The 17745-nt window shown below is 47.0% G+C and carries 20 protein-coding genes and 1 rRNA gene; 5 read left to right on the top strand and 16 right to left on the bottom strand.

The genetic code is table 11. The features are described from left to right. Positions 1-136: 136 nt before the first annotated feature. The 7 genes from rrf to ABGU93_RS11525 all read right to left on the bottom strand — a co-directional run bounded on the left by rrf (position 137) and on the right by ABGU93_RS11525 (position 5238). A 5S ribosomal RNA gene (gene rrf / locus ABGU93_RS11555) occupies positions 137-253 on the bottom strand. A gap of 226 nt (positions 254-479) precedes the next feature. Continuing rightward, on the bottom strand, positions 480-1280 hold the full coding sequence (locus tag ABGU93_RS11550; RefSeq protein ID WP_347413598.1) for a hypothetical protein: 801 nt from the start codon (positions 1278-1280) through the stop codon (positions 480-482). 62 nt (positions 1281-1342) lie between these two features. Beyond that, positions 1343-2062, bottom strand: a complete 720-nt coding sequence (locus ABGU93_RS11545; RefSeq protein ID WP_347413597.1) for a UPF0489 family protein — start codon at positions 2060-2062, stop codon at positions 1343-1345. A 33-nt stretch (positions 2063-2095) separates the two neighbouring features. Continuing rightward, positions 2096-2689, bottom strand: coding sequence for a TatD family nuclease-associated radical SAM protein (locus ABGU93_RS11540; protein WP_347413596.1), 594 nt, complete (start codon positions 2687-2689; stop codon positions 2096-2098). Between the two features lie 353 nt (positions 2690-3042). Continuing rightward, entirely contained in the window at positions 3043-3243 is a 201-nt protein-coding gene (locus ABGU93_RS11535) for a hypothetical protein (RefSeq protein ID WP_304885853.1), read from the bottom strand. 105 nt (positions 3244-3348) lie between these two features. Continuing rightward, positions 3349-3720, bottom strand: coding sequence for an arsenate reductase family protein (locus ABGU93_RS11530; RefSeq protein ID WP_347413595.1), 372 nt, complete (start codon positions 3718-3720; stop codon positions 3349-3351). A 33-nt stretch (positions 3721-3753) separates the two neighbouring features. Beyond that, positions 3754-5238: an arylsulfotransferase family protein gene (locus ABGU93_RS11525; protein WP_347413594.1), complete on the bottom strand. Its 1485-nt coding sequence runs from the start codon at positions 5236-5238 to the stop codon at positions 3754-3756. 376 nt (positions 5239-5614) lie between these two features. Here ABGU93_RS11525 and ABGU93_RS11520 point away from each other — a divergent pair, with 376 nt between their 5' ends. Next, a complete protein-coding gene (locus ABGU93_RS11520; RefSeq protein WP_347413593.1) occupies positions 5615-6718 on the top strand; it encodes an MBL fold metallo-hydrolase in 1104 nt (367 codons plus the stop codon). Between the two features lie 127 nt (positions 6719-6845). On the opposite strand, the gene ABGU93_RS11515 is transcribed toward ABGU93_RS11520, so the two are convergent. Genes ABGU93_RS11515 through ABGU93_RS11505 form a run of 3 tightly spaced genes read right to left on the bottom strand, consistent with a single transcriptional unit; the run spans position 6846 to position 9247 of the window. Then, entirely contained in the window at positions 6846-7580 is a 735-nt protein-coding gene (locus ABGU93_RS11515; protein WP_347413592.1) for an ABC transporter permease, read from the bottom strand. A gap of 3 nt (positions 7581-7583) precedes the next feature. Then, complete coding sequence (locus ABGU93_RS11510) at positions 7584-8336, bottom strand: ABC transporter permease (protein ID WP_347413591.1); 753 nt, start codon at positions 8334-8336, stop codon at positions 7584-7586. Next, positions 8333-9247: an ABC transporter ATP-binding protein gene (locus tag ABGU93_RS11505; protein WP_347413590.1), complete on the bottom strand. Its 915-nt coding sequence runs from the start codon at positions 9245-9247 to the stop codon at positions 8333-8335. The genes ABGU93_RS11510 and ABGU93_RS11505 overlap by 4 nt, the downstream gene beginning before the upstream one ends. 145 nt (positions 9248-9392) lie before the next feature. On the opposite strand from ABGU93_RS11505, the gene ABGU93_RS11500 reads away from it, so the two are divergent. Together ABGU93_RS11500 and ABGU93_RS11495 are read left to right on the top strand one after the other, a co-directional pair. Further along, positions 9393-10112, top strand: coding sequence for a response regulator transcription factor (locus tag ABGU93_RS11500; RefSeq protein WP_347413589.1), 720 nt, complete (start codon positions 9393-9395; stop codon positions 10110-10112). Beyond that, on the top strand, positions 10109-11467 hold the full coding sequence (locus ABGU93_RS11495; RefSeq protein ID WP_347413588.1) for a HAMP domain-containing sensor histidine kinase: 1359 nt from the start codon (positions 10109-10111) through the stop codon (positions 11465-11467). Before ABGU93_RS11500 ends, ABGU93_RS11495 begins: the two co-directional genes overlap by 4 nt. A gap of 53 nt (positions 11468-11520) precedes the next feature. Here ABGU93_RS11495 and ABGU93_RS11490 read toward each other — a convergent pair whose 3' ends face one another. The 5 genes from ABGU93_RS11490 to ABGU93_RS11470 all read right to left on the bottom strand — a co-directional run bounded on the left by ABGU93_RS11490 (position 11521) and on the right by ABGU93_RS11470 (position 15998). Next, on the bottom strand, positions 11521-12090 hold the full coding sequence (locus tag ABGU93_RS11490) for a biotin transporter BioY (protein ID WP_347413587.1): 570 nt from the start codon (positions 12088-12090) through the stop codon (positions 11521-11523). Between the two features lie 10 nt (positions 12091-12100). Then, positions 12101-13081, bottom strand: a complete 981-nt coding sequence (locus ABGU93_RS11485) for a biotin--[acetyl-CoA-carboxylase] ligase (RefSeq protein ID WP_347413586.1) — start codon at positions 13079-13081, stop codon at positions 12101-12103. Between the two features lie 94 nt (positions 13082-13175). After that, complete coding sequence (locus tag ABGU93_RS11480; protein WP_347413585.1) at positions 13176-14441, bottom strand: Sapep family Mn(2+)-dependent dipeptidase; 1266 nt, start codon at positions 14439-14441, stop codon at positions 13176-13178. Positions 14442-14497: 56 nt separating this feature from the next. Further along, positions 14498-15763, bottom strand: coding sequence for a Sapep family Mn(2+)-dependent dipeptidase (locus tag ABGU93_RS11475; RefSeq protein WP_347413584.1), 1266 nt, complete (start codon positions 15761-15763; stop codon positions 14498-14500). A gap of 4 nt (positions 15764-15767) precedes the next feature. Continuing rightward, on the bottom strand, positions 15768-15998 hold the full coding sequence (locus tag ABGU93_RS11470) for a DUF1653 domain-containing protein (RefSeq protein WP_347413583.1): 231 nt from the start codon (positions 15996-15998) through the stop codon (positions 15768-15770). A 137-nt stretch (positions 15999-16135) separates the two neighbouring features. On the opposite strand from ABGU93_RS11470, the gene ABGU93_RS11465 reads away from it, so the two are divergent. Both ABGU93_RS11465 and ABGU93_RS11460 read left to right on the top strand, forming a co-directional pair. Then, the gene (locus tag ABGU93_RS11465) at positions 16136-16510 is read left to right on the top strand and encodes an LIM domain-containing protein (RefSeq protein ID WP_186894701.1); all 375 of its coding nucleotides are present in this window, start codon (positions 16136-16138) and stop codon (positions 16508-16510) included. A gap of 85 nt (positions 16511-16595) precedes the next feature. Further along, entirely contained in the window at positions 16596-17225 is a 630-nt protein-coding gene (locus tag ABGU93_RS11460) for a DUF975 family protein (RefSeq protein ID WP_347413582.1), read from the top strand. Between the two features lie 45 nt (positions 17226-17270). On the opposite strand, the gene ribE is transcribed toward ABGU93_RS11460, so the two are convergent. Next, positions 17271-17738: a 6,7-dimethyl-8-ribityllumazine synthase gene (ribE, locus tag ABGU93_RS11455; protein ID WP_026395627.1), complete on the bottom strand. Its 468-nt coding sequence runs from the start codon at positions 17736-17738 to the stop codon at positions 17271-17273. Positions 17739-17745 lie beyond the last annotated feature (7 nt).

Below are 17745 nucleotides of genomic sequence, written 5' to 3'. Positions count from 1 at the left end.
ACTCCGTCTTCGCTGCGCTGCGCCTGCGTTTGGGGCTTCGCCCCATAAAAAAATACAGATATAAACATTGATTTTCAAGTAAACTTGAATCAATATTTATATCTGTATTTTTTTGCACGGCTTCATTTAAATAAAAGTCCCGCAACGTCCTATCCTCCCAGGCAGTTACCCACCAAGTACTTTCGGCGCTGGAAGACTTTACTTCTGTGTTCGGTATGGGAACAGGTGTGGCCCTTCCGCCATCGTCGCGAGACTAATTTAGCTTTGTTTTGCTAAAAACAAATAGGTTTGATGGAGCGTTAGCGGTCAAACCGGCTAAATTGTCCATCTTTTTTTCTAAAAATAATCCTTAAATTACTCAAATATTTTTAGAGAAAAAGATGTTCCTCATCCCTACTTGCTATGTATATTCAGTTCTTGTTTATTTCAACTTCACTATTATACGTCGTCCTACTTCGTTTGTCAATCTTTTATTTATTTTATTTTTCCATCAAATCCTGTATCAATGTTTGCGCTTTTAAAACGCTCTTTTCCACCTCTAATGAATTGTCGGCTCTGAAAATACACTGGGTTTGTCCCGATTCATTCTGGTAGGTAACAACCAACTTATTTTTCTTTGCTTTCTGGTGATCGGTTTTATCCTTTTGGAGTTCGTCTTTGAAGCAGGTCGTCAGCCAAGCCTGGTTTTCTTCAATATCCAAGGTTGAAGCAATGGTGACGGATTTCATATCTAAAAATTGAATTGTAAACTTGGGACCCATTACAGCAAAGTCAATACCAGCTTCATGAATTTCCAGAGTTCCTTTAATGGACTTTTCAAATTCTTTGTATCCACCCAGATAGCTGGCCATCATGGACATCTTTACATCAGAAGTGTTTTTACCCCAGGAAAACCACTTTTTTTTCGTTTTCGGCTGTTGGTAGTTTCCGACACTTTCCGGTTGCTGTTCCTGAGCGCCTAGTTTTTCTTCATTCAGATAGCTGAATATGGTTTTAATATTATTTTTATTCACGCCGCGATCGTTCGTCAGGACGTTTGAAATCAGTTCCGACCGGACGCTGACTTCGGTCGTTTGGTTATCGGCATTTTTAAGCTTAACGGTAATCCGCTGGCCGTTGGCGGCAAAAACAATCTTTGTATGGAAAACAATCAGACTTTCTGCTTTGTCTGCGATATGGTTTTTCAAATCATATTTACTGGTGTCAAACGCCAATAAACTTTCTTCACACTGGTCTTTTGACCGATTAATGATTCGGGTTTCTTCACTGTGTTTTCCCATAAGGTCTTTCTCCCATCATCATATTCGCTGTTCTGCTTTGAGGTTGTCATTTGTTTTATAAACTATTTGGAGATGATTTTTTCCAGCAAGGCGATGAGTTTTTCTTCGCAACTTTCAATGGTAAATTCATCATTTTTCAAAAAATCAAAATAGGTTTTTGACCGAGCCACGGTAATGATCTGAGCCTGCTTGACCAGATCAGTAAAAATGTTATTCTGATCGAGATCCAGTTCAAAATTTTCCGGGCGCAAAAAATAGTCCAGATCAATATCGAGGATCAGGTCCTCGGCGCCGATCTTTTCCAGCGGCAGTTCGATATTTTTAAACACGACGTCTTCAAGGCTACCAAATTGGTTTTCCGGAACCAGATAGTGACTGCCCCTTGAATAGACATGTTTTTCCATACAATTAATCATATGGTAATCCCTCAGATAGCCCAATTCCATTGCGGTATTGATATGTTCATCATTGCGCATCTGATCCATGACCATTTGCACACTATCCAAATGAAGGGGATCCAGGGCGGCCAGCATTCGCTGCTGAAATTTTTCGACCAGTTCGGCTTCCCGATCAGGATCGATAGCCATGGCTTTTTGATAGGCCCATAGCCAGAACGGCGGGTTGGTGTCCGGATGATAATCAATACTTACCAATGCCATTGGCTGTTTTCGGTTTTGAAACAAACTGCCCCAGATCAGCAGCACATATTGATGGTCGTCCACCACTCGGATGTCTTTACCACCGATGTTCAGGCAGCGGGGATTTAAATTGCTGTTACTCATATCAGGATCAGTTCCTCCAGCCACCAATTGTCATTAATCAATATATGAACGGATCCGTAATTCTGCCCCTACCGATTGACTGATTCTACGACAGGCTTCCTGATCCTCAATGGGCAGTATATCGACAATGGTTAAGACCACCTTGGTATATCTTCCCGCCAGTCGGGCAAACTCCAACAGTTCGTCATAGGCATCTTCAAAAACAGGTCGACACAATTCATCGTATTCGCTTTTGTTTTTAGCATTTAAGCTGATCGACACCACATCAATGGCATCTTTTAACAGGGGCGTCATATCCTTTTTAAAGATCAGGTTACCATGACCGTTGGTGTTAAGTCGAATCGGGATGGCATGGTTTTTTTTCACCTCTTTGGCGATGGCACAGATTTCGTCTAAACGATAGGTCGGTTCTCCGTATCCGCAAAAAACCAATTCATCATATTGATCCAGATCCCGTTTTAAGATATCTTCCAGTATTTCTTCCTGAGTTGGTTCTTTCTCCAGCCAGAGATCATCAACTCCATTGATTGTCGGTTCATCTTTTCTTACGCAAAACGTACAGGCATTGCTACATCGATTCGTTATGTTCACATATAAAGATTTCCCTAATTCATAGGTAATCGTCATTTTATTTTCCTCCAGGAATTTGTTTATCTTTTATTTTTCCTCGCTGATCAGTTGTTTTCAGCACTATTTATGGGACTTTGAGAGCCGCGGTCAAATTGTTTAAGCCAGTCTTTGCTTTCAAACAAATTTTATAAAAAGTTATCAACATTTTACCATATTTAATCATGATGTCACGTTAAATCATGATTTTCTAGGAATTTCGCTAATTTTTCCTGTTATCATTGGGAAATATTTAAGCTTTCTTCGGGTTACATCTACCCAAAGCATCCGCGCTTTAATTACTAAAAAAGCACATCTCCCAATCGTCTTTGTTGGCAAATGTGCTTCCTGATGTGCTTATTCGTTTGTTTTCTTTAAAATACCGGCCCGACAAGTTTTAAGTCACAGCCTTCACATTCCCAGTCAAGTCCCACGCCGTTCATTTTCCCGCCGCATTGGGGACAGATACCGATTCCACTTTTGGGGTAGGTATATTCAGTCAGTTCCATTTCAACTATTTCTACCACATCAGTCTCAGGTTGTTTTTTAAATTTTTCAATGGTTTTTCGTGACATTTAACTTTCTCCTTTGTATTCGATTAATAATCCTTTTTTCATTATAGTCCATCCCTGCTGCGCTTACAAATCATTTATAGGAAAAAATAACGGCCACTATGGGGATTAATCCTGCTTATCGGTCAATAATGCAGCTTGCCACTGCTCCTCTTTGAAACCGATGAGGACGGTATCGGCCAAAATAACCAGCGGCCGCTTCACCAGCATCCCATTGGTGGCCAACACGTCAGCCATCTGATCCGGGGTCATTGTTTTAACCTTGTTTTTCAGTTCCATGTCCCGATAAACCAGACCACTGGTATTAAAGAACTTTTTAGCATCGCCCTGATAAAGATTCATCCATTTTACCAGTTCATCTTTGTGGGGATGATCCTCGACAATGTGCCGTTCTTCCACGTCGATCTGATTTTCTGCCAAAAACTTTTTCGCTTTCTGGCAGGTTGAACATTTGGGGTAACATAAAAATAATGGTTTCATGATTAACCTCAATTCTCTTAGCTAAACTTTTTTCTATTTGAACTTTTGAACCCGGTCATTGGCCACGCCCTGAGGCAAGGTAACTTCCAGGAGTTTTTTGCCGGTATTGAAATCTATTTCGGAAATCGTCACATTGCCATCCTTGAGCAGGCCCCATCCGATCGTATAGACTTCAATGTTATCGCCGATTTTCTGAGCACTACCGTAGGCCAGGGCAGTTTTTCCCGGCACCTTATATTCCTGGTATCCGAGGATTTTCTTATTAACTTCATCCAGTTTTATTTTCAGAATTCGGGTTTGACCGGTGCTTGTGGCATTGTCAAATACGGTTAATTCCCCCTCGGCGGTGATCGCCAAATCGGTTTGTCCCGCTGTTTTTTGTTCCGGAGACATTCCAAATTCATCGCCATTACCGGATAATTTCCAGATGACATCCCGGGTTTCCCGATCTATTTTCATAATCGTATTCATGTTTCCAAAGGACACAATCAAATTATTATCAGCGGGATCAATGATCATCCGATTCAATCCGGCATAATCGGGACTCTGGCTGGTCGTATTGCTGTAATCATGGTCATTGACGCTCAGTCCATAAAATTCCGGATGGGAGTCCGTGGTAAACTCAAAGACCACCTGATCATCTTTCACTTCCTGAATCAGATTGCGAACCACTTTTGATCCCATGTTGTTCGCGCCTAACCCGTCCGGCACATTTTGCACCAGCACCAATTGAGAGGATTCGACAATATAATGGTTATCATCAATTAAAATGAAGTCCCGGCCATCGACTGGATCTCCTTCTTTAGCCAAATCACTTTGGGCCAGGGTAATAACATCTATTTCCTCATACCGATCATCCAGAATCACCCGTTCTCCGACGGCATAACCGATCCCATTGCTATCGCCATATACCCGTTGGTAGCTGTAACGGACGGTGCCATTTTCATAAACGTGTTTTTTGAAATCACGATAGGATTCGCCGTTGGCCTTTTCCGGTGATTTTGCGATATAAAAAACAACCTCGCCCTTATTATTCAGTTCATATAAGGCCGCGCCCCCGGTTGCCACGGCAGCAAAGTAATTTCCATCGTAACTGCTTGTTCCGGCAGGAATAATTTCCGGCAGTTGGGATGACAGGGTTCTCAGATAAATCACCCGCTCGTCCTTTTCATTGCCCACCTGAATTTTTATCAGTTCGCCAGACGAAAGCTCATCCAGCTTTAAATCCATGGTTGTCCCGGCGCCGATACCCTTGCCGTCTATTTTAACGGTGGCACCGACCTCGTTGAGTAATTTTATTCTATTTTCAGTAACACTGCTCAAACTCACCGCGTCATACACCGCGTCGTTTTCTGAAAGCGGCAGCTCCACATTAAATCCGTTGATTTCAAAGCTCAGGGTTTTGTCTGACATCAGGGTATTATCCCGCCCTGAGTAGGCCAGTGTGCAACTGACTAAAATGATCAACAGTACCGCCGCACTGATTGATACAATAATAAATTTTCTTGAACTATCCATAAATTCGTCTCCTTCTGTTCCCCATCATTCCATATGCCACTCTTAATAAATACGCCTTTGTATTTTAAGCAACGGGATGATTTTATCACATCTACTTTAATTTTTCATGTGACCTGTCCGACTTTCTTAAATGAACGATCCATCCACTCATCAGACTATTGTAACGTATTCCCGTAAAAAGGTAAAGGCCGGAAATTTTCCCTTGGTTTTTAGCGTCATTTATTAATTGCTGGATGGTTGTTGACATGCCCGTGCCAACCAATTATCAACCACCTTGCCTCATCGCTCCCTTAAATAGTTCTAAATAACACGATCTTCATCTATTAAAGCAATACTTCCTTAAATATGCTAAAATAAAGCCACGGAGGAATTGAAAATGAAACGAAGACTTTTGTTTATTACCACACTTATTTTAAGCTTGCTTTTTATCGTCAGCGGCTGTCAGTTTTTGACCGGTACGCAGACTACCTTTACCCCCGAGGATTCGCTGGCGGTCCACTTTCTGGATGTGGGCCAGGGTGATGCCATGTTGCTGGTGGATAACAATGAAACGATGTTGATTGACGGCGGTAATCCGGAAAACGGCAATGAGATCATTAACTATCTTGCCGATCTGGGCATCACCCAACTGGACTATGTGGTGGCTACCCACAACCATAATGACCATGCCGGCGGACTGACCGATGTGGTGACCCGGCTGAAAGTCGGTAATATATATCTGACCAACTCTGAGGAAACCACGGCTTCCAAAAACCTGGTCGCCGCCGCCACCAGTAAAAACATCCCCATTTCTACCCCCAGCCCGGGAACGGCGATGGCTTTTGGCAGCTCTGTCATCAATTTTCTCGGCCCCCTCAATGCCCATGAGGACGTCAATGACGATTCCCTGGTGATGAAGGTCACCCATGGCACCCATCGTTTTTTGCTGACTGGTGATATGGAAGAGACAGCCGAAAAGGAACTGCTGGCTCAAAACCTCGATCTGGCGGCTGATGTGCTTAAGGTCGGCCATCATGGCAGTTATTCCTCCACCGGCTATCTGTTTCTGCGGACGGTGAATCCCCGCTATGCGGTAATCTCCGCCGGGGTAAACAACGATTATGGCCATCCCCATGAGGAAACCCTGAGCCGGCTTAACGATGCGGGTGCGACCATTTTTCGCACCGACCTGCTGGGAACCATCGTGGTCACCAGTAAAGGCGATCAACTAAGCTTTGACAAAACCGGCCTTACCCCGACTCAACCTTATCAGGAGGTGGATAACGGCCTCATCGCAACAACCAACCCCGTTTTGGAAGCGCCAGCCAATACCGCCACGGCAGAAAACGCCAGTTATATTGGCAATAAAAACTCCAAGGTTTATCATCTGCCCAGCTGTTCCGGCTTACCGAAAGAATCCAACCGGATTTATTTAAACAGTCTGGACGAGGTGCATTCCCTGGGCCTAACCCCCTGTGGGATTTGTAAGCCGCCAAGTTAAAAAGTGTGAAATCATCAAGGCCAGTGTTTAGCGATAATTGTCGCCGCTAAACACTGGCCTTTTTTTGGCTTTGCTTTTTTACTTATTTTTACGGTTCTTCTTACTTAATATGTTGACCTACTATTGATTACCCCGTCACCACATCCCGCCGTTTTAACCAGGTGATGGCAAATAGACAAAACCCAGCCATAAAAACAGCGCAGGCGATCAGAAAGGAAATTTCACCCACCGCCATCGGTGCCGCCGGATCGTTTGCCCGCATACCCAGGGTTATTAGCGAATAGGGAAAATAGATGCCATAGCCTTGCGACAACAACGCCAACCCGGCAATACCGCCCATCAGAGCAATGCCCACCGGGACCGCAAAGCTGCGAATCACCAGCGACAGACAAAGCTGCAGCGCGCATACCACCATGCCGCCCAACGCTCCAAACAACAGCCAGACTGGTAACTCCGGCGGGATCGGTCCCGCCAGCCCTGCCAGGAACCCCGAAAGGATAAACAACAGTCCCATCCAGAGCTGGGTCAACATCACCATCAGCCAACCGCTTATCAGTTTCGCCATAAATACCAATGTGATCGGAACCGGGGCAGTCATCACCGCATTCCAATTATGATTGGCATGTTCCAGCCGAAAAAGATAGGACGCATAGATCCCAATCAATACTGGCAGGAAAAAATAACAAGCAAAGATCGTATGCTGGGTCCACAGGCTGTACCACTGATTCTCCAGCATGCCCAGATTGTTGAGATAATTAAAGGTGCCCATAAAGGCTGGAATAATGGGAATCAGTAAAAAAGCCAGCCACACCGGACTATGCCGCATCTTGATCATTTCTGCTTTTAAAACACGTAGTAACATCGCTTAGACCTCCCTTCTGACAAATAAAGTCCGGCCGATTCCATAAATCAGCACAAAGAAAATTAAAATCAAACCGAAACCCGACCAATCAATGGCCGTCCAATAAAAATCAGTGGCTCGGGTGACCTGATCCCAGTTCATGCCAACCTGCATCAGCACCCCGTAATAACTCCACAGAATCAGCTTTTGAAAACCCTGGGGGAAAAACATACTGAACAGACCGATAAAACCGCCGACGAGTCCCAGGGTCATCGGCACCATCTGATTGGCAACGAGCATCGAGACCCCCTGTTGAAAGATATAAATGGTCAGACTCACCACCAGTGTAAAAAACAGGTAGCCCGCCAGCGCACCCCAGGGCACCGGTCCGCCAAACTGCAGCGCAAAGCCCATACCAATCATGATGGCCAGCTGTCCCAGGGCAGCGCCAAGCATATAGATACTGCCCCAGATAAACTTGGCCGCAAAGATCCGCTGCGCCGGAATAATGGTTTCCAGCAGCTTAAAGGTTTGACCCTTATGCTCCACGTCACTGAGACGGGAAGCCACCACTGCGGCGATCACCGGCATGATGATACAGTTGAGCATCGGAAATTGATAGAGAAAAAACATCCAGCCCTGAATCAGGTCATCGGCATCCTTGTTAGAAATAGCCCAACCCGCCCATAATAGCTGAACGGCCATCATCACCGCCACCACCAGCCAGATCTTGCGCCCCTTTGTTTTTAAGACCTCCATCCCGATTGCGGCTTTCATAAACTCACCGCCGTTCCCGTCAGCTCCAGGAAAATATCCTCCAGGCTTTTTTTTCGTTCTTCTATCCGAACCAGGCCAATATTATTCTGTCCCAGTGCCTTGCTGATTTCGGCCATCATCGTATCTTTCATCTGCGGGATAATCAGATAATCATCCTCGGCTTCCCAGGCCACGCCGTTTCGACTAAGGAATGATTTGGTCACCTCATTATTCATGGTTCGCACCGCCAGATGTTGCTGACTATACTGGTGAAGCTTAGTCAGACTGTCCTGATAAACCAGTTCCCCTTCCCGGATGATCCCCACCCGGGTGGCCAGCTGATCAATTTCACTTAAGAGGTGGCTGGAGACGACCACGGTCATTCCAAATTCTCGGGGCAGCGACTGAATCAGTTCCCGCATTTCCTGAATCCCGGCCGGATCCAGCCCATTGGTGGGTTCATCCAGAATCAGCAGCCTGGGATAGCCCAACAAGGCACTGGCCAGCCCCAACCGCTGTTTCATCCCCAGTGAATACTGGCTGACTTTTTTATGCTGCTGATTCTCCAGCCGGACAATTTTTAGAACTTCGGCAATGTTTTGTTTCGGTACCCCCCGCAGCGTCTGAAAGATCTGCAAGTTTTCCTCTCCGGTTAGATGACCGTAATAGCTGGGTGACTCAATTAGCGAACCGACATTTTTAAGATTTTCCAGGCGGTTTTTGCTGTTGACCCGTTTTCCGAAAACTGCTATCTCCCCTTCTGTGGGCTTTGCCAACCCCAGAATCATCTTCAGCGTCGTCGATTTCCCGGCGCCGTTGGGCCCCAAGAAACCATAAATCGCCCCTTCCGGAACCGACAGATCCACATCCTTAACCCGATAAACATTCCCATATTGTTTGCTGAGACCCTCAGTCTCGATAATATTGCTCATAATATGCACTCCTTCTTTTTTCTACCTTTATGATAGCCCATGAACCTTACGGCGGGTTGTCCCAGGCCTTACGTTTACCTTAATTTTAAGTTCATCCACTAACAGCAACTATTTTTTCAGGTATAATAACGAAGAGGTGATTCGGATGAAAACAATCTTTGACGCAAAACTTCTGGTTGTGGATGACGAACCAGAAATAATCAATCTATTAAAAACAATCCTCCTTCAGGCAGGCTTTACTCAGGTGATCAGCGCCGAAAACTGCCAGCAGGCTCGGACGCTTTTTGCTTTAGAAAAGCCCGATGGGGTCATTTTCGATGTGACGCTGCCGGATGGCGACGGGTTTTCGCTGATGCAGGAGCTACGGCAGCAATCAAATGTGCCGATGCTGTTTTTGTCAGCCCGGGATGAGGACGAAAACCGACTCCTGGGGCTGGGGCTGGGAGCCGACGACTACATTACCAAACCCTTTCTGCCCCGGGAGCTGGTGCTGCGCTTAAGCGGAATCCTGCGGCGGGTTTACCAGCCACTACAGACTCAGCCGCTAACGGACGAATGTCTGGTGTTGGGGACAGTGACCGTCAATTTTAAAAGCGGCATTGTTCAGACCGGTGATGGTGAAAAAACCCTGACCGCCAAGGAGCATACCCTGCTGAAAAAGCTCTGGGAAAATCAGGGCAATATCGTCACCGCTGATAGCCTCTGCCGCAGCGCCTGGGATGATGATCTCTACGGTTATGAAAATACCCTGATGGTTCACATCCGGCGACTCCGGGAAAAAATCGAGGTGGATCCCTCCCAACCCCAATACCTGCTGACCGTTCGGGGTATGGGTTATAAACTGGCCAAGGAAACCGGGCTATGAAGAGTCTGCGAAAAATCATCACCCGTTCGATACTGCTGACCGCCATGATTGCGCTGTTACTGGTCGCCATCAATATGGCTTTTACCACCAACTGGATGTTTAAATACTCCGGCAGTCAGCCCCTTAAATATGCCATTGCTGATGTTTCCGATGGCCTCTCAAGCGTCGATGGAACTTATACCCTTAATGCCGCTGCCACCACGACGATGGAAGAACAATATGCCTGGGCGATGTTGATTAACCGGGATGGCCAGGTGGTCTGGAACAAAAACCTGCCTGGTGATATTCCCCGGCAGTATACCCTTACCGATGTGGCCTCCTTCAGCCGTTGGTATCTTAACGACTACCCGGTCTCGGTTTGGGAGCATCCCGACGGTTTACTGGTTTTAGGTGACCCTAAAAACAGCATCTGGAAATATAATATCACCTCCACCGAAGATACCATTGCTCATATCCCCGGTTTACTGCTCGGTTTTTTGATCTTGAACGTACTGTCGGCCCTGGTGCTGGCCTTATTTTTGGGACTATGGCTATACCGCAAGCTGAAACCCCTGTATAATGGCATTACCGCCCTACCAAAAAAAGAACCCCTGACACTGCCCACCAGTGGTGTCACCGGGGAAGTGGCAAGGATTCTTAATGAAACATCGGTGATTCTCAGCGAGCAGGAAAAACAACTGGCTCACCGGGATCAGGCCCGAACAGAATGGATTGCCGGGGTTTCCCACGATATCCGCACGCCGCTGTCGATGGTGATGGGCTACGCCAGTGAACTGGAAAACAACCCCGGTCTACCTGCTGCCGAACAAAATCAGGCCCGGATTATCCGTCAGCAGAGCCAACGAATTAAGTCCCTGATCAGCGATTTAAACCTGGCCTCCAAACTGGAGTACCATGCCCAACCGATGGAACTGGCCCGGGTGTCGCCCGCCGCCTTAATCCGGAGTGCGGCGGTGGATTTTATCAACGATGGTCTCCCCGCCCCCTATTCCCTCACTGTCGATGTGACCGAGGAAGCCAATGGTCCCATTTTGCTTTGTGACCAGGCCCTGATTCGTCGGGCTCTGACCAACCTGATTGACAACAGCATCCGGCACAATCCCCGGGGCTGTGATATCCGGCTTTCCGTGACCCAATCGACGGATCGTCTGGTGATTAAAGTCAGTGACGACGGCAAAGGCTATCCCCCTGAACTTATCGAAAATTCAGGGGGATTGGATGAATCACACTTATTGGGTAACCACGGTTTGGGACTGATCATTGTTCGTCGGATCATGAAAATCCATGGCGGGAAAGTTGTTTTTGAAAATCTGTCTGATGGGGGCTGTGCGGCTGCACTTGTTTTTAGCTCTTAATACGTTTGTTAGCTCGATCGCAAGATATCCTCACTCACAGGCCGCCCCAAAAATTATTTTGTCATCACACTTTGCCGAATCACCGGTGCCAGGCGTTTGGCCAGAAGAACACTCAATGCAATCTTGATTATCCCCCCCGGTAGAGTCATCACAAATCCCGACATCATGACCGTTGCCGCTCCCACTGGCGTATTTAGATAATAATTGAGGATCACATAATACCAGGGCAATCCCACGGCGTAGATGACGGCTGTTCCCGCAACCGCAGCGAGAATTAGCTGCTTTGTTGAGTTATCAGGGTTTCTTTCAACCAACCACCCGGTGACAAATGCCCCCAGCGCAAAGCCGACAATATAGCCGAAGGTTGGTTTAAAAAGATACATTAATCCGCCGCCACCGGTAAATACCGGTAAACCGACCAGACCCATAAAAATGTAAACCAAAACCGCAATCAGCCCCCCTCGGGATCCGAGCAGCATCCCGGCCAGAAGTACAAACATCGTCTGGAGGGTTAAGGGTATTCCCGGTAGCGGCACTTTAATCATCGCCCCCACCACGATCAATGCGGAAAATAATCCGCACAGCACCAGCATTCTTATATTAAAGGTATTATTTTCAATCATTTTTTCCATCCTATTCTAATTTTCTAATACTGATTTCCCCTGAATTCAGGGTTTCCGTCTGCCCAAATTGATTTTTAATAATTAATCCGCCTTCGTCACTGATGTCCAGAGCGGTTGCCACTTCCCACTCATTGTTCCGGAAAACCTTAATCTGTTTTCCTAATACCATCGAGTGGGTTTTGTATTCCTCTAAAAAATTCCGATTAGTCAGATCGTCACAGATCGTTAAGACCTCGTTGATAATTTCCGCCGCCAGCCGATTACGGGTCAGGGCGTCCGGTTTTTCTTTAAATAAAGTACCAACAATGTCTTCCAGTTCTTTGGGCAAAGCAGCTTCCGGCTGTTTGAAATTCAAGCCGATACCAATGATCACAAATTCGAACTGGCCGTTTTCAAAGTTGGTCACTGCCTCGGTCAGAATACCCACAATTTTCCGGTCGCCCATAAAAACATCATTGACCCATTTGATCTGGGTATCAATACCCGTCACTTTTTTAATAGCCCGGCAAACCCCCACCGATGCCCCAGTGGTTAACAGCACCGCATCCCGGGCGGCAACATCGGGACGCAACACCAGACTTAAATAAATCCCGCTTTTGGGCGGTGAATAAAAGGAACGGCCCATCCGGCCCCGCCCCTGGGTTTGCTCTTCAGCGATAATCACGGTTCCCGTTTTCGCCCCTTCCAGGGCCAATTTCTTGGCTTCCTGATTAGTAGAGCCAACGGTTTGATAGACAATCAGCTCAAGCTCCTGGTTGGTTGGAGACAGCCAGGGCTGTATTCCTTCGGCCGACATCAGATCCGATTCACTTTTTAACCGATAGCCCTTGTTGGTGGTGGACTCTATTTCATAACCTGCTTCTTTTAAGCTCTTGATGGCCTTCCAGATGGCTGACCGGGAGACATTCATGGTGCTGGCCAGCACTTCTCCGGAGAGATAGGTTTCGCGATTTTCTTCCAAGGTTTTTAATAATTTTTGTTTTGTCGACATTTCATCACCTCTTGTTGGTATTCTAACCAAAAAAAAAGCGATTGTCAACCATTTTAAATTCAATGGTCGACAATCGCTTTTGTCGCTTGCTTACTTACTGGGCCAGCACCGCCAGCGCCTTGACAATAATATCAAAATTCTTCGCCATGCTGTCAATGCTCCAGAATTCATCAGTCTGATGACAGGTGTTGGCTTCACCGGGAAAAGCTCCGCCAAAGGCCACAGCATTATCAAAGGCCCGGGCATAGGTTCCGCCCCCGGAGACAATCGGACCGCTGGTATCCCCGGTGTAGTCGGCATATACTTTTTGCAGCGAGGTGACCAGAAAACTTTCCCGATCCACATGCAGGGGTAGGGTTTCGTGATCCATTTTCAGGGAAAAACCCAGATCTCCGGTAGCTTTCTGAATCGCTGCGCAGAGTTCGCTGCTATTCATCGTCACCGGATAACGGATATCACAGCGGAGCACAGCGATATGATCATCCCCATAAGCAATCGCTGGATTAAGGGTGAGCTCCCCGGACACCTGATCAGACAAGTTAATTCCAAAACCCTCAGGCGTCGCCCGCTCAAGCAGCTCCAGCAGCGGATGCTGAATGCCCGCCGCCCGTAATTCGTTCGCCAGTTTCAGCAGCGCATTGTCACCTTTTTGCGGCTCGGAAGCATGGGCAGATTTGCCCCTGGCTTCGTAGCTCTGGCCATTGTAAACTGCCTGAGCAACATCCGGAACTGAATTAATCTGCTTGCCGCTGCTTAAATTCAACACGGGTAGGCCAGCATCCAATTCTTTTTCAAAAATCACATTCATGATGCCCTTTTCCGCAAAAATGACCGGGTAACCGGAATCCGGCGAAAAGGAGTAGACCGGTGTCTCTTCAGTTTCTTTGTAGCGTTTCATACAGGCCCAGCTGCCGCCTTCTTCATCGCCGCCGATAATCAGGCGAATCCGTTTATTGATCGGGACCTTGGCATCTTTAAGCGCTTTCAAGGCAAACAGGGCAACGATCGTCGGGCCTTTATCATCCAGCACCCCCCGGCCATAAATCCTGTCACCGTCAATGGTTAAGTCAAACGGTGGCACGGTCCAGTCGTCGCCTACTTCGACGGTATCGACGTGAGTGATCGCTGCCACCATTTCCGGCCCTGTGCCGAATTCCACGTAACCGCAATAACCGTCACAGTTTTTGGTGGTCAAACCAAAACTTTTGCCCAACGCCAACACGTAATTGATGGCTTCATTGATCCCGGTTCCCAAAGGCGCTTCTGATGTGATCGCTCCGGCGTTGGCGTTCACCGACTTTATTTGTAACAGCCCTCGTAAGGCCTCTAAAACTGCTTGTTTATCAAAATGAATGGTCATGTTTTCCCCCATTTCTGTTGCTACGATTTAGGGTTAGCGCATGGCCACCCCTGCTATTATTGTACCAGACTTTCCAGGGCTTTGGTGATAATATCAAAATTCTTCTTCATGCTGACAATGCTCCAGTATTCATCGGTCTGATGACAGGTGTTGGGTTCCTCAGGGAATCGGCCCCCAAAGGCCACCGCGTTGTCAAAAGCCCGGGCATAGGTACCGCCGCCAATAACCTTGGGACCGGTCGTATCACCGGTATAGTCTTCATATATTTTTTGCAGGGCATCAATGAGGTAGCTTTCCTTTTCAATATGCAACGGTGCCAGATCGTGATTGATTTCAAACCGGAATCCCAGGGGTTCCACCGCTCTGGCAATGTTTTTTCCGATATCGGCCCCATTCATCGTCACCGGGTAACGAATATCGCATTTCAACACGGCTCTTTCGTGGTTGACATTGGCAATCGAGGGATTGATGGTGAGCTTTCCGGAGATTTCATCTTCAAAATCGATATCGAGTCCCTCAGCGTTGGCAATATCAATCAGATCCAGAAAGGGATGGTCCAGCCCCAGCACTCTCAACTCCTGGGCCAACAACAACATCGCATTGACCCCTTCGTGAGGCTGGGACGCATGGGCCGGCTTACCAATACGCTCGTAAACCGCATCACTGACAATGGCTTTGGCATAATCCGGCACCGTATTAATCTGAGCGCCGCTGAAAAAGCCCAGATTATGAATGGCCGGATCCAGCTCCCGTTCGATACTGATATTCAAAATGCCCTTTTCGGCAAAGATCGCCGGATACCCGGAATCTGGCGAAAAGGCATAGGTTGGCGCTTCTTCGGTAGCCTTGTAGCGGTTCATACAATGCCATTTTTCCCCTTCTTCATCGCCGCCGATAATCAGCCGCACCCGTTTATTAATCAGGGCGCCGCTATCAGCCAGGGCCTTCATGGCATAAAGTGCCACCAGAGTAGGCCCCTTGTTGTCGATGGTGCCACGACCATAGGCCTTGTCCCCGTCAATGGTCAGATCAAAGGGATTAACCGACCAGCCGTCGCCCACCGGAACGGTGTCCACATGGGTCAGGATGCCGATCATTTCTTTACCCTGACCCATTTCAATATAACCGCAATAGCCGTCACAGTTTTTGGTTCTAAAACCAAAGTGCTCACCCAGTTCCAAAACATAGTTGATGGCCGCATTAATGCCAATCCCCAGGGGGGCCTCCGGCATCACCGGTCCGGCATCGGCATTGGTCGAATCAATTTGCAACAGCCCTTTCAGGTCATTTAACAGGTCTTTTTCGCTAAATTTATAGTTCATCTTTTTATAATGATGCCTCTCCCATATATTCAAAACGTTTTTGTGTAACGCCGTCTTTTTCGATGATTTCGTTCCACATCGTGGCAGGACGAACCCACAGCCCGCCGTCACCATACAGGGGCCGGTAAATGACCATCGCCTCCAGGGTTTCGCTATGGCTGCCCACCCCAATCACTTCATAGTCATTGCCTTTATAATGCCGATAACGGCCGGGTTTGATTATCTCTTGTTTCATTTACTGATCGCTCAACTTTCACTTTCTTCTTGCCGTAAGTCGTGATATTATATACAAAGATTCTTAAGAAATTACCAAACTTTTCTTAAGCGTTTCAATCAAATGATTCATTACTTTTTTATACAAAGGAGCTTCTTATGCAAAAATGTTTTTCCTGCGGTACTGAACTTGAAGACGACGATATCTATGAAGTTAAAGGTAAGATTTTTTGTGATGACTGTGCCTTAGGCCAGCATAAACTGGTGCAAACCTGTGACCCCAGTGCGGTTCATAGCGCCAAGCTTGATCGCCAGCGGTCCGGCCACACCGGAACCCAGGGGCTGACTCCTCGCCAAAAAGAATTCTATGAATACATTGTCGCCAATAATGGGGTCACCGTTCCCCAGTTTGTTGAAAAATTTGGTCTGACCCCCGAGGAAGTCAGTGCGGAGCTCAGTGTTTTAAGACATTCCGAACTGGGCAAAGGACAAAAAAGAGCCGACGGCGTTTATTTTGTAACCTGGGAATCTTGACTTTTTAATACCAATAGAGGTGCTGGGTGATTTTTCAGCCGGCATTTTTATTGTTGATTATAAAAAATTACAAAAGGAGATTTTTATGAAAACGAGACAGGAAATCAAAGCGCTTGCCAAGCAGAGCTTTTCTGAGAATTATTGGGTCTGCGTCGGCGCCACGTTATTGGCCTTTGTGGTGATTGGTGCCGCTTCCGGGGTGACATCCTTTGTCGGCGGTCTGGGCGGTCTGATTGTCTGGGCACCGATGATGGTTGGCTTGCAGTTTTTTTCGCTGTGGATTTATCGCGGTGAACTGCCCGCCCCGACCATTGAAGACATGTTTAAAACCGGCTTTTCCGATTTTGGACGAAAACTGGGGGGGATGCTGTGGATGGAATTATTTATTTTTCTCTGGTCCCTGCTATTTGTGGTACCCGGTATTATCAAGGCGATTGCCTATTCATTCACCCCTTATATTTTAGCTGAATACCCCAATGTGCCAGCTACTGAAGCTGTTAAAATTTCGATGCGGATGACCCAAGGCCACAAGGGCGAAATTTTTATGATGTCCTTGAGCTTTTTGGGCTGGTTTTTACTCAATGGCTTTACCTTTGGGATTCTTGGTATTTTTTATGTGAACCCCTACTTCTATGTCAGCGTCGCTGGACAATATCAAGATCTTAAGGAACTGGCGCTTCAAAATGGCGTGGTCAGCCTTGACGAATTAGCTTAACTTTTATCTAAAACAGCGGGCCGGAAATCACCGGCCCGCTGTTTTTTAATTTGCTATTTCGTTAATCAGATTGACCATTTCAATCGCCGTCAGAGCACAGTCGTAGCCTTTATTACCAGCCTTGGTGCCAGCCCGTTCGATGGCCTGTTCAATGTTTTCGGTGGTCAGCACCCCGAAGATCACTGGTATTTCTGACTGCAGGGAGACATGGGCGACACCCTTTGAGACCTCGCTGCAGACATAATCATAATGGGTGGTCGAACCGCGGATCACGGCCCCCAGGCAAATGACGGCATCATATTTTCCCAGCTTGGCCATTTTGGCCGCAATCAGCGGAATCTCAAAGGCCCCCGGTACCCAGGCTACGTCAATGTCCTCTTCTTTCACATCATGACGCTTCAAGCCATCAATGGCTCCACCCAGCAGCTTCGATCCAATAAACTCATTAAACCGTGCCACTACAATCCCCACTTTAATTCCCTTTGATACTAATTTTCCTTCATATACATTCATCTTGCTT

The organism is Acetobacterium sp. (genome assembly GCF_039830195.1).
In the GTDB taxonomy this organism is placed as follows: domain Bacteria; phylum Bacillota; class Clostridia; order Eubacteriales; family Eubacteriaceae; genus Acetobacterium.
Note: the sequence above shows the minus strand (reverse complement) of the source record. Positions and strands in the feature narration are given on the sequence as shown.

Excerpts from the sequence above, each read along its gene's own strand:
- ABGU93_RS11460 (WP_347413582.1), top strand. The coding sequence starts at position 16,596 with ATGAAAACGAGACAGGAAATCAAAGCGCTTGCCAAGCAGAGCTTTTCT.
- ABGU93_RS11520 (WP_347413593.1), top strand. The coding sequence starts at position 5,615 with ATGAAACGAAGACTTTTGTTTATTACCACACTTATTTTAAGCTTGCTT.
- ABGU93_RS11510 (WP_347413591.1), bottom strand. The coding sequence starts at position 8,336 with ATGAAAGCCGCAATCGGGATGGAGGTCTTAAAAACAAAGGGGCGCAAG.
- ABGU93_RS11480 (WP_347413585.1), bottom strand. The coding sequence starts at position 14,441 with ATGACCATTCATTTTGATAAACAAGCAGTTTTAGAGGCCTTACGAGGG.
- ABGU93_RS11465 (WP_186894701.1), top strand. The coding sequence starts at position 16,136 with ATGCAAAAATGTTTTTCCTGCGGTACTGAACTTGAAGACGACGATATC.
- ABGU93_RS11500 (WP_347413589.1), top strand. The coding sequence starts at position 9,393 with ATGAAAACAATCTTTGACGCAAAACTTCTGGTTGTGGATGACGAACCA.
- ABGU93_RS11475 (WP_347413584.1), bottom strand. The coding sequence starts at position 15,763 with ATGAACTATAAATTTAGCGAAAAAGACCTGTTAAATGACCTGAAAGGG.
- ABGU93_RS11550 (WP_347413598.1), bottom strand. The coding sequence starts at position 1,280 with ATGGGAAAACACAGTGAAGAAACCCGAATCATTAATCGGTCAAAAGAC.
- ABGU93_RS11495 (WP_347413588.1), top strand. The coding sequence starts at position 10,109 with ATGAAGAGTCTGCGAAAAATCATCACCCGTTCGATACTGCTGACCGCC.
- ABGU93_RS11525 (WP_347413594.1), bottom strand. The coding sequence starts at position 5,238 with ATGGATAGTTCAAGAAAATTTATTATTGTATCAATCAGTGCGGCGGTA.
- ABGU93_RS11535 (WP_304885853.1), bottom strand. The coding sequence starts at position 3,243 with ATGTCACGAAAAACCATTGAAAAATTTAAAAAACAACCTGAGACTGAT.
- ABGU93_RS11485 (WP_347413586.1), bottom strand. The coding sequence starts at position 13,081 with ATGTCGACAAAACAAAAATTATTAAAAACCTTGGAAGAAAATCGCGAA.
- ribE (WP_026395627.1), bottom strand. The coding sequence starts at position 17,738 with ATGAATGTATATGAAGGAAAATTAGTATCAAAGGGAATTAAAGTGGGG.
- ABGU93_RS11515 (WP_347413592.1), bottom strand. The coding sequence starts at position 7,580 with ATGTTACTACGTGTTTTAAAAGCAGAAATGATCAAGATGCGGCATAGT.
- ABGU93_RS11545 (WP_347413597.1), bottom strand. The coding sequence starts at position 2,062 with ATGAGTAACAGCAATTTAAATCCCCGCTGCCTGAACATCGGTGGTAAA.
- ABGU93_RS11470 (WP_347413583.1), bottom strand. The coding sequence starts at position 15,998 with ATGAAACAAGAGATAATCAAACCCGGCCGTTATCGGCATTATAAAGGC.
- ABGU93_RS11530 (WP_347413595.1), bottom strand. The coding sequence starts at position 3,720 with ATGAAACCATTATTTTTATGTTACCCCAAATGTTCAACCTGCCAGAAA.
- ABGU93_RS11490 (WP_347413587.1), bottom strand. The coding sequence starts at position 12,090 with ATGATTGAAAATAATACCTTTAATATAAGAATGCTGGTGCTGTGCGGA.
- ABGU93_RS11505 (WP_347413590.1), bottom strand. The coding sequence starts at position 9,247 with ATGAGCAATATTATCGAGACTGAGGGTCTCAGCAAACAATATGGGAAT.
- ABGU93_RS11540 (WP_347413596.1), bottom strand. The coding sequence starts at position 2,689 with ATGACGATTACCTATGAATTAGGGAAATCTTTATATGTGAACATAACG.